General features: G+C 69.5%; 13 protein-coding genes. 7 read left to right on the plus strand and 6 right to left on the minus strand.

Annotated features, from left to right (window positions below; genetic code table 11):
* The first annotated feature begins 158 nt into the window (after positions 1–158).
* Positions 159–755, plus strand: a complete 597-nt coding sequence (locus ACZ418_RS17025; protein WP_468363013.1) for a hypothetical protein — start codon at positions 159–161, stop codon at positions 753–755.
* Between the two features lie 115 nt (positions 756–870).
* Here ACZ418_RS17025 and ACZ418_RS17030 read toward each other — a convergent pair whose 3' ends face one another.
* From ACZ418_RS17030 to ACZ418_RS17040, 3 genes are all read right to left on the minus strand, one after another.
* On the minus strand, positions 871–1,938 hold the full coding sequence (locus tag ACZ418_RS17030; RefSeq protein ID WP_468363015.1) for a Yip1 family protein: 1,068 nt from the start codon (positions 1,936–1,938) through the stop codon (positions 871–873).
* A gap of 85 nt (positions 1,939–2,023) precedes the next feature.
* Positions 2,024–2,350, minus strand: a complete 327-nt coding sequence (locus ACZ418_RS17035; protein ID WP_468363017.1) for a hypothetical protein — start codon at positions 2,348–2,350, stop codon at positions 2,024–2,026.
* Between the two features lie 119 nt (positions 2,351–2,469).
* Positions 2,470–3,807 carry an FG-GAP repeat domain-containing protein gene (locus ACZ418_RS17040; RefSeq protein ID WP_468363220.1) on the minus strand — a complete coding sequence of 446 codons (1,338 nt, stop codon included), beginning with the start codon at positions 3,805–3,807 and terminating at the stop codon, positions 2,470–2,472.
* Positions 3,808–3,924: 117 nt separating this feature from the next.
* Between ACZ418_RS17040 and ACZ418_RS17045 the strand changes: the two genes are divergently transcribed.
* The gene (locus ACZ418_RS17045) at positions 3,925–4,248 is read left to right on the plus strand and encodes an antibiotic biosynthesis monooxygenase family protein (RefSeq protein ID WP_468363019.1); all 324 of its coding nucleotides are present in this window, start codon (positions 3,925–3,927) and stop codon (positions 4,246–4,248) included.
* A 61-nt stretch (positions 4,249–4,309) separates the two neighbouring features.
* Here ACZ418_RS17045 and ACZ418_RS17050 read toward each other — a convergent pair whose 3' ends face one another.
* The 3 genes from ACZ418_RS17050 to ACZ418_RS17060 form a co-directional block, all read right to left on the minus strand.
* Entirely contained in the window at positions 4,310–4,543 is a 234-nt protein-coding gene (locus tag ACZ418_RS17050; protein WP_468363021.1) for a hypothetical protein, read from the minus strand.
* Positions 4,544–4,639: 96 nt separating this feature from the next.
* Positions 4,640–4,918: a hypothetical protein gene (locus ACZ418_RS17055; RefSeq protein ID WP_468363023.1), complete on the minus strand. Its 279-nt coding sequence runs from the start codon at positions 4,916–4,918 to the stop codon at positions 4,640–4,642.
* Positions 4,919–5,023: 105 nt separating this feature from the next.
* Positions 5,024–7,291, minus strand: coding sequence for a (Fe-S)-binding protein (locus ACZ418_RS17060; RefSeq protein ID WP_468363025.1), 2,268 nt, complete (start codon positions 7,289–7,291; stop codon positions 5,024–5,026).
* A 186-nt stretch (positions 7,292–7,477) separates the two neighbouring features.
* Between ACZ418_RS17060 and ACZ418_RS17065 the strand changes: the two genes are divergently transcribed.
* The 5 genes from ACZ418_RS17065 (at position 7,478) to ACZ418_RS17085 (ending at position 12,771) form a co-directional block, all read left to right on the plus strand.
* Positions 7,478–8,497, plus strand: a complete 1,020-nt coding sequence (locus tag ACZ418_RS17065) for an MraY family glycosyltransferase (protein ID WP_468363027.1) — start codon at positions 7,478–7,480, stop codon at positions 8,495–8,497.
* A gap of 94 nt (positions 8,498–8,591) precedes the next feature.
* Positions 8,592–10,439: a molecular chaperone DnaK gene (gene dnaK, locus ACZ418_RS17070; RefSeq protein WP_468363029.1), complete on the plus strand. Its 1,848-nt coding sequence runs from the start codon at positions 8,592–8,594 to the stop codon at positions 10,437–10,439.
* Entirely contained in the window at positions 10,436–11,110 is a 675-nt protein-coding gene (gene grpE, locus ACZ418_RS17075; protein WP_468363031.1) for a nucleotide exchange factor GrpE, read from the plus strand. Before dnaK ends, grpE begins: the two co-directional genes overlap by 4 nt.
* Positions 11,111–11,146: 36 nt before the next feature.
* The gene (dnaJ, locus tag ACZ418_RS17080) at positions 11,147–12,316 is read left to right on the plus strand and encodes a molecular chaperone DnaJ (RefSeq protein ID WP_468363033.1); all 1,170 of its coding nucleotides are present in this window, start codon (positions 11,147–11,149) and stop codon (positions 12,314–12,316) included.
* Positions 12,317–12,321: 5 nt separating this feature from the next.
* A complete protein-coding gene (locus ACZ418_RS17085; RefSeq protein WP_468363035.1) occupies positions 12,322–12,771 on the plus strand; it encodes a heat shock protein transcriptional repressor HspR in 450 nt (149 codons plus the stop codon).
* Positions 12,772–12,803: the final 32 nt, after the last annotated feature.

Genomic DNA, 12,803 nt, shown 5'->3' on the forward strand with positions numbered 1-12,803 from the left:
TCTGTCAAGTCCCGAGATTTCGGGGAATGACGTGGGCGGAGTGCCGGGGCGTAATTGAGTCATCAGGTCGAACGGATGGCTCACTCGGAGAAAATCCTCCGCAATTGAATTGGGCTCCGTATCGGCACCCAATCCAGATTCATCGAAAAGGGATCACCATGCTGAAGAAGATCGCAAAGCGTACTGCAGTGCTGACCGCGTCGGCCGCGCTGGCCGCGGGAGGCGCCCTGGTGCCCACCGCCGCCTTCGCCGCCCCGGCGCCCACGGCCGCTCACGCGATGGCGCCGAGTGACAACGGCGGAAACAACAACAACAATAACAACAATAATAACGGCGGAGGCGGCAACAACAATAATAACAACAATAACAACAACGGGAACGGCAAGAAGAAGGGCCACCACCACAACAACAACAATAACAACAACAACAACAACGGCGGTGGCGCGAACAACAACAACAATAACAACAACAACGGCGGCGGGGCGAACAACAACAACAATAACAACAACAACAACGGCGGTGGCGCGAACAACAACAACAATAACAACAACAACGGCGGCGGGGCGAACAACAACAACAATAACAACAACAACGGCGGCGGGGCGAACAACAACAACAATAACAACAACAACGGCGGTGGCGCGAACAACAACAACAATAACAACAACAACGGCGGTGGCGCGAACAACAACAACAATAACAACAACAACGGCGGTGGCGGGAACAACAACAACAATAACAACAACAACGGCTGAACTTCGTAGTCCGGAGGCCGGTGATGTAAATTCACCGGCCTCCGGGCTGTTTTGGGCGCCGTCGGCGCTGAAGAGAATTGCCGCCCTTGTCGATCACAGGGGCTGGGACGGGGAACTAGAACGTGCCCAGCTTCACGATCGACAGCAGCGCGATCAGCTGGATCGCCGACGCCCCCAGCGCCTTCGGCCAGGGCAGGTCGTGGGAGCGGGAGACCATCAGGGTCAGCAGGGCGCCCGCGCCGATCCAGGTGGCCCAGCCGAGCAGCTGGACGAAGGTCGCGTCGCCGCCGACGAACATGGCGACCAGCAGCCGCGGCGCGTCCGTGAGGGCCGTGATGAGCATGGAGAGGCCGACCGTCGGCTGCCAGGCGCCGTCGCCGCCGAGCTGACGGGCCAGGGTGTGGGTGACCACGCCCAGGACGAACAGGCCGAGCACCATCACGACCGCAGTGATCAGCACGATCGGCACCGCGTTGGAGAGCGTGGCGCCGATCGCGTCCTTACGGGCGCCGTCGAAGCCGAAGACGGCGAGCAGGCCGTAGAGGAATGTGGTGATGAGCGCCGGGGCCCACATCGTGTAGTCCCGCATGCGCAGGAAGGTCTGGTCGGGGGAGAGGATGATCCCCTTCAGCAGCTCCTTCCAGTGCAGCGGCGGGCCCAGCGGGGCGGCGGGCGCCGCCGAGCCGGCGTGGTAGGTCGCGCCCTGCGTGTAACCGGCGGCCTCGTCGACCGAGAACGCCTGGGTGTGGCCCGGGTTGTTGGCCGCGTACGGGTCCTGACCGGGAGCGCCACCGCCCGGGTAGCCGCCGTCGTCCCCGAAGTACTCCGGCCCGTCGTCGGTCGGCCCCGGGTATCCGTACGACTGCCCCTGCCGACCGTACGGCTGCTGCCCCTGTTGCGGGTACGGCCGCTGTCCCTGCTGCGGGTACGGCCGCTGCGGCGCCTGCGGGTAGCCGTACGCCGGCCCCGCGGGCTGCCCGTACGACGGCCCCCGCTGACCGTGCTGCGGTCCGGGCCGGCCGTACGACGGTCCCTGCGGCGCCTGCTGTGCTTGGGGGGTGCGATTGTCCCGGCCCCCGCGTCCGATCCTGAATCCAGCCACGTCATCGAACGTACCCGGTTCCGGAGAGTGACGTGCCGGGCCCGGGCGTCCGGGCCCGGCTTTGCGGCCGACCTGTGACATCCCCTAAGGGACCGTCAGGGGACGGTCCCGGGGATTTCCAGGGTTTCTGGGGGAGGTCAGTCCAGGAAGTGGCCGCCCCCGGTCGTCAGGTGAAGGGGGTGAACGGTGGCCCCGGCGTCGTCGGGACGGTGGAGGTACCGCGGAAGACGTGGCCGCCGCCCTGTTCCTGCTTGCCGCCGACGTCGCCGTTGGTGTCGGCGGCCGAGAGGTCGGAGCCGAAGTCGTCGTCGGCCTCGGGAGTGCCGGAGACGCCCGCGGTGGCCTGGATGAACGTCGTGGAGCCGCTGGGGCCCGAGGTCCCGCCGCGCCAGACGGTCGCCGCGCCCTTGCCGTGGTCCTGGTCGGGCAGGCCGATGGCGATGTCTCCGTAGCCGTCCTCGTCGAAGTCGCCGAGGGGCCGCGTCGGCGGCACCCGGGCCCCGGGCCTTGGCGGCACCCGGGACCAGGCCGGAGGCGGAGCCCTTCAGGAGGTCGGTCTTGCCGTCGCCGCCTGCGAAGGGGTCGCCGGACTCGGTGTGTCGGGTCGACGTGTCACGGTGCCAGGAACTGCGAGGTCGAGAAGAGGGTCGTCGGCCTGGCCGGGAGCAGGCCCTTCGCCGTACCCCGGTAGAGGGCGACCGTGTCCTTCGTCTCGCCGCGGTACGTCCGCACCACCAGATCCGCCCGCCCGTCCCCGTCGAAGTCACCGACCGCGAGCACCCGGTTCGTGCCGGGCGCGGGCGGTACGACGGTGACCGCCCCCGCCGTCGACAGGCCCTCGGCACCCGCCCGGAGCACGTGCGGCCGGGAGCCGCCGACGACAAGCTCGTCGCGCCCGTCCCCGTCGAAGTCGCCGGTGTCCAGCGTCGGGCCGGGGAAGCGGAGGGTGCCGCGGGCGGACGGGACCGGGAGGTCGTAGCGCAGGAACGTCTCCGCGGTGCCGCCGATCGCCGCGTCGAGGGCGCTGCCGCCGCCGAAACGGCCGAGGGCCACATCGCTGCCGACGGGCAGGACCGTGCCGGTGCGGTCCGGGCCGGCCGGTCCGCCGAGGACCACGGCGGCCTTGCCGGGGCCGTCGGCGGCACGGACGACCAGGTCGTCGTACCCGTCCCGGTTCACATCGGCCGCGGGGCCGGTCGGCACCTCTCCGGGGGCGGGCAGCGGGGCGCCGGCCGCGTGCGGTGCGCCCTGACGGCTGAAGGGTCCGCGCAGATACGTCAGTCTGCCGTCGGACGCGTGCAGCACCAGGTCCTTGCTGCCGTCGCCGTCGAAGTCGCCGCACACCGGCTGGTCGGGCCAGTCGTTGCCGAAGCGGGCACGGGCCGGGACGGCGAGCCGGACGGCCCGTCCGGTCAGCCCGGCCGGCGAGCCGAAGAGGATCTGCAGCGGCACCGGGGGCCGGCCCCGTCCGTCGTACGGCGGGTCGGTCGACACGATCAGGTCGGTGAACCCATCGCCGTTCAGGTCGCAGCTCTCCTCCGCGTCGAAGACGGCCGGGAGCCGGCCCTGGGAGGCGGCGGCCTGCTTCTTCGCGGTGAGCAACTGCCGTGTGCCGGGGGCGAGTCCGTGCGCGCTGCCGTACACGATCCCGATCCCGGCGTCGTCGGCGTGGCGCTGCGCCTTGACGAGGTCGTCGAGGACCAGGTCGCGGTGGCCGTCGCCGTTGAAGTCGTCCGGGACCTTGCTGCCCTTGCCCCTGGGGACGGGGAGTCGGGCGGGGGCGTGCGGGGGCTTTGTGGTCCCGGCGGATTCGGTGCCGTCGGAGGGGCCGCAGGAGGCGAGGAGGAGAGTGCAGGCGAGGGCGCAGCCGAGGGCGACCGCCGTACGCGTCCTCGCCCTCTCCGCCCCACCGACGACCTCGGCTCCTGCCGCTCTCCGCGTTCTGTGCACCGTCACCGTCCCCTCACCGGCCCCGCCCGCAACACCCCGCAATCATGCACGTGTTCGACTGGCGGCGACACCCCGGGTCGGCGGCGGAGCGCGCGGGCGGTGGGCCAGGATGGGGGCATGAGCGTAGTGAAGATCAACGTGCTGACCGTGCCCGCCGAGCAGCGGGAGGTGCTGGAGAAGCGGTTCGCCTCCCGGGCCCACGCGGTGGAGAGCTCCGACGGCTTCGAGTGGTTCGAGCTGCTGCGTCCCGTCGAGGGCACCGACACCTACCTCGTCTACACGCGCTGGCGTGACGAGGAGTCCTTCCAGGCGTGGCTGGAGGGACCGATGAAGGCCGCGCACCAGGGCGGAGAGGGCGCCGAGCGCCCGAAGCCCGCGGCTTCCGGCTCCACCCTGTGGTCCTTCGAGGTGGTGCAGCAGGCGGGCCCCAAGGAGGCGTAGACGATCGGCGGATTCGTTCCACGTGGAGTCGACCCCCGGCTCCCTGACCTGCGCGTTCTCGTCAGGCTGGTGGAACGGATCTGCCCATCTCGGCTTCAGTTCCGCTTGAGCCAGCCAGGGTCAGTTCGCCGAGCCGGTCGAGCCGGTGCACCTCGGGATCCGCGATGTTCCGGATGCCGTACGACGGTTCGCGCTGCGCCGCGTCGGCGACGGCGGCGGCGACGTCGGCGGAGGCCATCGGGCGCAGCCGGTTGGACGGCAGGTGGACCTGCGTGCCCTCCGTGCACATGTCCATCACGGGGGCGATGAACTCGAGAACTGGGTGGCGCGCACGAGGCTGTAGGGCACTCCGCTGTCGCGTACGGCCTGCTCCTGGGCGGCCTTGGCCCGGTTAGTAGCCGTAGTCGGGTAGCTGGTCGACGCCCACGATGGAGAGCGTGACGTGGTGGCGGACCCCCGCCGCCTTCTCGGCCGCGAACAGGTGCTGCGCCGAGCGGGTGAAGAAGTCCAGGGCCGGCTCGGTGTCGAAGGAGGGGGAGTTCGACAGGTCCACGACCACGTCGGCGCCCTTGGGCGCATCCGCCAGGCCCTCGCCGGTGTAGGCGTTGACGCCGGTGGAGGGAGTGGCCGGCACGGCCTCGTGACCGCCCTTGCGCAGCAGCGCGACCATCTGTGTGGCCGGGTTTGTGACAGCCGGGCTCAGCCGCCGGGGTGGAATGACGGCGCCCCCTGCCTGTGCGGGGCAGGGGGCGCCGTACGACCGGGACGGCCGGTGTCACTTCACCGGCTCGGGCTCCGGCTCGGTCTCGCTCTCCGTCTCGCCGGCCGGGTCGACCGGGGTCTTCACCGAGTCGAGGAGCAGCTGGGCCACGTCCACGACCTGGATGGACTCCTTGGCCTTGCCCTCGTTCTTCTTGCCGTTCACCGAGTCCGTGAGCATGACCAGGCAGAACGGGCAGGCGGTGGAGACGATGTCCGGGTTCAGGGAGAGGGCCTCGTCGACGCGCTCGTTGTTGATGCGCTTGCCGATCCGCTCCTCCATCCACATCCGGGCGCCGCCGGCGCCGCAGCAGAAGCCGCGCTCCTTGTGGCGGTGCATCTCCTCGTTGCGCAGGCCCGGGACCTTGCCGATGATCTCGCGCGGGGGCGTGTAGATCTTGTTGTGGCGGCCCAGGTAGCACGGGTCGTGGTAGGTGATGATGCCCTCGACCGGGGTGACGGGGACGAGCTTGCCCTCGTCCACCAGGTGCTGGAGCAGCTGGGTGTGGTGGATGACCTCGTAGTCGCCGCCGAGCTGCGGGTACTCGTTGCCGATCGTGTTGAGGCAGTGCGGGCAGGTGGCGACGATCTTCTTGGCGGACTTCGGCTTCTTGGTCGACTCGTCCTCGTCGTCCTCGCCGAAGGCCATGTTCAGCGCGGCCACGTTCTCCATGCCGAGCTCCTGGAACAGGGGCTCGTTGCCGAGGCGGCGGGCGGAGTCACCGGTGCACTTCTCGTCGCCGCCCATGATCGCGAACTTGACGCCCGCGATGTGCAGCAGCTCGGCGAAGGCCTTGGTGGTCTTCTTGGCGCGGTCCTCCAGGGCGCCCGCGCAGCCGACCCAGTACAGGTACTCGACCTCGGAGAGGTCCTCGATGTCCTTGCCGACGACCGGGACCTCGAAGTCGACCTCCTTGGTCCACTCCAGGCGCTGCTTCTTGGCCAGGCCCCAGGGGTTGCCCTTCTTCTCCAGGTTCTTGAGCATCGTGCCCGCCTCGGACGGGAACGCGGACTCGATCATGACCTGGTAGCGGCGCATGTCGACGATGTGGTCGACGTGCTCGATGTCCACGGGGCACTGCTCGACGCAGGCGCCGCAGGTGGTGCAGGACCACAGCACGTCCGGGTCGATGACGCCGTTCTCCTCGGCGGTGCCGATCAGCGGCCGCTCGGCCTCCGCGAGAGCGGCGGCGGGGACGTCCTTCAGCTGCTCCTCGGAGGCCTTCTCCTCGCCCTCCATCGTCTTGCCGCCGCCGGCCAGCAGGTAGGGCGCCTTGGCGTGCGCGTGGTCCCGCAGAGACATGATCAGCAGCTTCGGGGAGAGCGGCTTGCCGGTGTTCCAGGCGGGGCACTGCGACTGGCAGCGGCCGCACTCGGTGCAGGTGGAGAAGTCCAGCAGGCCCTTCCAGGAGAACTGCTCGACCTGGGAGACACCGAAGACGTCGTCCTCGCCGGGGTCGGTGAAGTCGATCGGCTTGCCGCCGGAGGTCATCGGCAGCAGGGCGCCGAGGGAGGTCTCACCGGTGGCGTTGCGCTTGAAGAAGATGTTCGGGAACGCCAGGAAGCGGTGCCAGGCCACACCCATGTCGGTCTTCAGGGCGACCACGATCATCCAGATGAAGGAGGTCGCGATCTTCAGGCCGGCGAAGAAGTAGGTGAGGTTCTGGAGGGTGGAGACGTCCATGCCCTTCAGCCACGACACCACCGGGTACGAGATGAAGAACGAGGCCTCGTAGCCGTCGACGTGGTGCTGGGCGCCTTCGAGGGCGTGCAGCATGAAGATGCAGACGCCGACGATCAGGATGACGGCCTCGACGAAGTACGCCTGGCCGAAGTTGGAGCCCGCGAAGCGGGACTTGCGCCCCGGGGTGCGCGGGTGGCTCAGCTGGCGGATCGCGATCAGCACGAGTATGCCGACGACCGTCATGGTGCCGATGAACTCGACATAGACGTTGTACGGCGCCCACTCGCCGATGACCGGCAGGATCCAGTCCGCCTTGAAGAGCTGCCCGATCGCGTTGACGATCGTCAGCAGCAGGGTGAAGAAGCCCACCGCCACGAACCAGTGCGCCACCCCGACGACGCCCCAGCGGTTCATCCGGGTGTGGCCGAGGAACTCCCTGACCACGGTCATGGTGCGCTGTGCGGGGTCGTTGGTCCGCGTTCCGGCCGGTACCGACTGGCCCAGCCGCATGAAGTTGTAGATCTGCAGGAGGGCGCGGCCGAACAGTGCCACGCCGACCACGATCAGGACCAGCGACACGATGATCGCGGCGAGTTGCATTGGGGCTCCTGAGGCGGCCTCGAATTAACCGAGCGACATTACTAAGCGGTAACTTATGCAGTTCGTCTGAGACTACCCCCATCTTCCTTCGGGATGCAGCCGCGTGCGGGGTGACGAGCGTCATCCCAGGGTCATCAGATCGTGTTATTCATACCGATTTGCTACATTCGCCCCTACCTTAGAGCCGTGCTCTACGGGATCGCCGCCGCAACCGCCGCCCTGCTCCTCGCCGCCGTGCTCTCGGCGCTGCTCAGGGTGCCCGCGCTGCGGGCCGGCATCCTCGACCGGCGCCGGCAGCGGCGGCTGCCGCTGCTCGGCGGGCTCGCCGTGGTGGCCGTCACCTGTCTCGTCGCCTGGGTGGGGCAGCGGACCGCGATCGCGCCGCTCGGGGACGGGGTGGACCGGCTGCTGATCGCGGCCGCCGCGGTCGCCGCGCTGGGTCTGGTCGGCGACGTGTGGCGGATCCGCGCGCGCGTGCTCGTCGCGGGTACGGCCGTGGCGGCGGCCTCCGTGGTGCCGTACGAGGAGACGGGGGTGCCGGGCGGGCTTCTCGCCGTGGGCTGGATCGTCCTCGCCTCCTTCGCCTTCAAGGGGCTCGATCACGCGGACGGTCTCGCGGGGACCGTCGGGGTCGTCACCGCGTTCGGGGCGGGGGCCTGCGCGGCCGCCGAGCTGATGGACGGGCTCGCCGTCCTGCTGAGCGTCCTCGCCGCCGCCCTCACCGGCTTCCTGATGCACAACTGGCATCCCGCGCGGATCGGGCTGGGCGCCTGCGGTTCGCTGTTCACCGGGTTCCTGCTGTCGTCGTCCCTCGTCTTCACGCGCGCGGGGTACGGGTTCGAGCCGAGTGTGGCGGTGATGTTCTCCCTCGGCGCGCCCGCCCTCGCCGACGCCCTCCTCGTGGTCCTCTCCCGGCGACTGGCCGGGCGTCCGCTGGTCAGGCGGGGCCCCGACCATCTCGTACACCGGCTGCGGCCGCTCGGGCTCACCCCGCAGGGCTCGGTCGTTCTGCTGGGGGCGGGCTCCTTCTCCTCGGTGCTCGTGGGGGTGCTCGTGCACACCGGGTGGACGGGGGACGGGGCCGTGGCGTGGGTGGCCGCAGGGGTGGTGCTGGTCGTCGGCGTCCTCCTTCGTATCCCTGTCCAGCAGCCCCGACGGATGCCATCGACGCAGGTCAGCACCCAGTTGCGTGTAAGGAACGGATAAGACTTGAGCCCTGTCGACTCAGGTCTGTTGACCGGGCGGGGGTCGTCGTGCACACTTGAGTCCGTTCCACTCAAGTCAGCTGGAGGAATCAACCATGGCACGTGCGGTCGGCATCGACCTGGGCACGACTAACTCCGTCGTCAGCGTTCTGGAGGGCGGCGAGCCCACCGTCATCACCAACGCCGAGGGTGCCAGGACCACGCCGTCCGTCGTCGCCTTCGCCAAGAACGGCGAGGTGCTCGTCGGCGAGGTCGCCAAGCGCCAGGCGGTCACGAACGTGGACCGGACCATCCGCTCGGTGAAGCGCCACATGGGCACCGACTGGAAGATCCAGCTCGACGGCAAGGACTTCAACCCGCAGCAGATCTCCGCCTTCATCCTGCAGAAGCTGAAGCGGGACGCCGAGGCCTACCTGGGCGAGAAGGTGACCGACGCGGTCATCACCGTCCCCGCCTACTTCAACGACTCCGAGCGTCAGGCGACCAAGGAGGCCGGTGAGATCGCCGGTCTGAACGTCCTGCGCATCGTCAACGAGCCGACCGCCGCCGCGCTGGCCTACGGCCTCGACAAGGACGACCAGACGATCCTCGTCTTCGACCTCGGTGGCGGCACCTTCGACGTGTCCCTGCTGGAGATCGGCGACGGCGTCGTCGAGGTGAAGGCCACCAACGGTGACAACCACCTCGGTGGTGACGACTGGGACCAGCGCGTCGTCGACTACCTGGTCAAGCAGTTCCAGTCCGGCCACGGCGTGGACCTGTCCAAGGACAAGATGGCCCTGCAGCGTCTGCGCGAGGCCGCCGAGAAGGCCAAGATCGAGCTGTCCTCCTCCACCGAGACCTCGATCAACCTGCCGTACATCACCGCGTCCGCCGAGGGCCCGCTGCACCTGGACGAGAAGCTCACCCGGGCTCAGTTCCAGCAGCTGACGGCCGACCTGCTGGAGCGCTGCAAGACGCCGTTCCACAACGTCATCAAGGACGCCGGCATCTCCATCAACGAGATCGACCACGTCGTGCTCGTCGGTGGCTCCACCCGCATGCCCGCCGTCGCCGAGCTCGTCAAGGAGCTGACCGGCGGCAAGGAGGCCAACAAGGGTGTGAACCCGGACGAGGTCGTCGCCATCGGCGCCTCGCTCCAGGCCGGTGTCCTCAAGGGCGAGGTCAAGGACGTCCTGCTGCTCGACGTCACCCCGCTGTCCCTCGGCATCGAGACCAAGGGCGGCATCATGACCAAGCTGATCGAGCGCAACACCACGATCCCGACCAAGCGCTCCGAGATCTTCACCACGGCCGAGGACAACCAGCCGTCCGTGCAGATCCAGGTCTACCAGGGCGAGCGCGAGATCGCGGCGTACAACAAGAAGCTCGGCATGTTCGAGCTGACCGGTCTGCCGCCGGCGCCGCGTGGCGTCCCGCAGATCGAGGTCTCCTTCGACATCGACGCCAACGGCATCATGCACGTCACGGCGAAGGACCTCGGCACCGGCAAGGAGCAGAAGATGACCGTCACCGGCGGCTCCTCGCTGCCGAAGGACGAGGTCGACCGGATGCGCCAGGAGGCCGAGCAGTACGCGGAGGAGGACCACCGCCGCCGCGAGGCCGCCGAGGCCCGCAACCAGGGCGAGCAGCTGGTCTACCAGACCGAGAAGTTCCTCAAGGACAACGAGGACAAGGTCCCGGGCGAGATCAAGACCGAGGTCGAGGCCTCCGTCGAGGAGCTGAAGGCCGCGCTCAAGGGCGAGGACACCGCCGAGATCCGCACCGCCACCGAGAAGGTCGCCGCCGTCTCGCAGAAGCTGGGCCAGGCCATGTACGCCGACGCCCAGGCCGCGCAGGCCACGGGCGGCCCCGAGGGCGCCGCGCAGGGCGGCAAGGCCGCTGACGACGACGTCGTGGACGCCGAGATCGTGGACGACGAGCGCAAGGACGGTGCCGCGTGACGGAGGAGACCCCGGGCTTCGAAGAGAAGCCCGACGTCCCCTCCGGCGCCACCTCCGACGACGCCGAGCCGAAGGCCGCCTCCGAGGAGGGGGCGGCCCCGGCCGGGGACGGAAACGAAACTGCGGGTCTGGTGGCCCAGCTGGACCAGGTGCGCACGGCGCTGAACGAGCGCACGGTGGACCTCCAGCGCCTCCAGGCCGAGTACCAGAACTACCGCCGCCGGGTCGAGCGGGACCGGATCACGGTCAAGGAGATCGCCGTCGCGAACCTCCTGACCGAGCTCCTGCCCGTGCTCGACGACATCGGCCGCGCGCGGGAACACGGCGAACTGGTCGGCGGCTTCAAGTCGGTGGCCGAGTCGCTGGAGACCGTCGCGGCCAAGATGGGCCTGCAGCAGTTCGGCAAGGAGGGCGAGCCCTTCGACCCGACCATCCACGAGGCCCTGATGCACAGTTACGCGCCGGACGTCACCGAGACGACCTGCGTGGCGATCCTGCAGCCCGGGTATCGCATCGGCGAGCGCACCATCCGCCCCGCGCGGGTGGCCGTCGCCGAGCCGCAGCCCGGCGCGCAGACCGTCAAGACCGAGGGCGCCGAAGACAAGGCGTCCGAGGCGAAGCAGGCCGGCGCCGCTGATGGCAAGGAGAACGGTGGCCCGGACGAGGGCTGACGTGAGGACACTCAAGGGGAAGGAGGGGCGTCGGGGATGAGCACCAAGGACTTCATCGAGAAGGACTACTACAAGGTCCTCGGCGTCCCCAAGGACGCCACCGAGGCCGAGATCAAGAAGGCGTACCGGAAGCTCGCCCGCGAGTTCCACCCGGACGCCAACAAGGGCAACGCCAAGGCCGAGGAGCGCTTCAAGGAGATCTCCGAGGCGAACGACGTCCTCGGCGACCCCAAGAAGCGCAAGGAGTACGACGAGGCTCGCGCCCTGTTCGGCAACGGCGGCTTCCGCCCCGGGCCGGGCGCCGGCGGCTCCTTCAACTTCGACCTGGGGGACCTCTTCGGAGGCGGCGGGACCGCCCAGGGCGGAGGCTTCGGCGGCGGACTCGGTGACGTCTTCGGGGGACTGTTCAACCGCGGCGGCGCGGGCACGACCCGTACCCAGCCGCGGCGCGGCCAGGACATCGACACCGAGGTCACGCTGAGCTTCACGGAGGCCATCGAGGGCGCCACGGTGCCCCTGCGCATGTCCTCCCAGGCACCCTGCAAGGCCTGCTCGGGCACCGGCGACAAGAACGGCACACCGCGCGTGTGCCCGACCTGTGTCGGCACCGGGCAGGTCGCCCGGGGCTCCGGCGGCGGCTTCTCGCTCACCGACCCCTGCCCCGACTGCAAGGGCCGCGGCCTGATCGCCGAGCACCCCTGCATGGAGTGCAAGGGCAGCGGCCGCGCCAAGTCCTCGCGCACGATGCAGGTCCGCATCCCGGCCGGCGTCACCGACGGCCAGCGCATCCGGCTGCGCGGCAAGGGCGCGCCCGGCGAGCGGGGCGGACCGGCGGGCGACCTGTACGTGGTCGTGCACGTCGGCGCGCACCCGGTGTTCGGGCGCAAGGGCGACAACCTCACCGTCACCGTGCCGGTGACGTTCGCCGAGGCGGCCCTCGGCGGCGAGGTCCGGGTACCGACCCTCGGCGGCCCCGCCGTCACCCTCAAACTGCCGCCCGGCACGCCCAACGGCCGCACCATGCGCGCCCGGGGCAAGGGCGCGGTCCGCAAGGACGGCACCCGCGGCGATCTGTTGGTCACCGTCGAGGTGCGTGTTCCCAAGGACCTGTCGGGGAAGGCTCGTGACGCACTGGAGGCGTATCGCGAGGCGACCGCAGGCGAGGACCCGCGGGCGGAGCTGTTCGAGGCCGCGAAGGGAGACTGAGAGTGATGGACGGCCGTCGACGTAACCCGTATGAACTGACCGAGGAGACCCCGGTCTACGTCATCTCGGTGGCGGCCCAGCTCTCCGGACTCCACCCGCAGACGCTGCGCCAGTACGACCGCCTGGGCCTGGTCTCCCCGGACCGCACTGCCGGGCGGGGCCGCCGCTACTCGGCCCGCGACATCGAACTGCTCCGCCAGGTACAGCAGTTGTCGCAGGACGAGGGCATCAACCTGGCCGGTATCAAGCGCATCATCGAACTGGAGAACCAGGTCGCCGCCCTGCAGTCCCGCGTCGCGGAGCTGGAGGCGGCCCTGGACGGCGCGGCGGCCGCGATGCAGCAGCGCGAGGCCGCCGTCCACGCCTCCTACCGCCGCGACCTGGTCCCGTACCAGGAGGTCCAGCAGACCAGCGCGCTGGTCGTGTGGCGGCCGAAGGGGCGGCAACAGGACTGAGTGGAACACGGTGAAGGGGCCCGCGGTCTTTC

This window comes from Streptomyces sp. NPDC030820 (assembly GCF_055572075.1).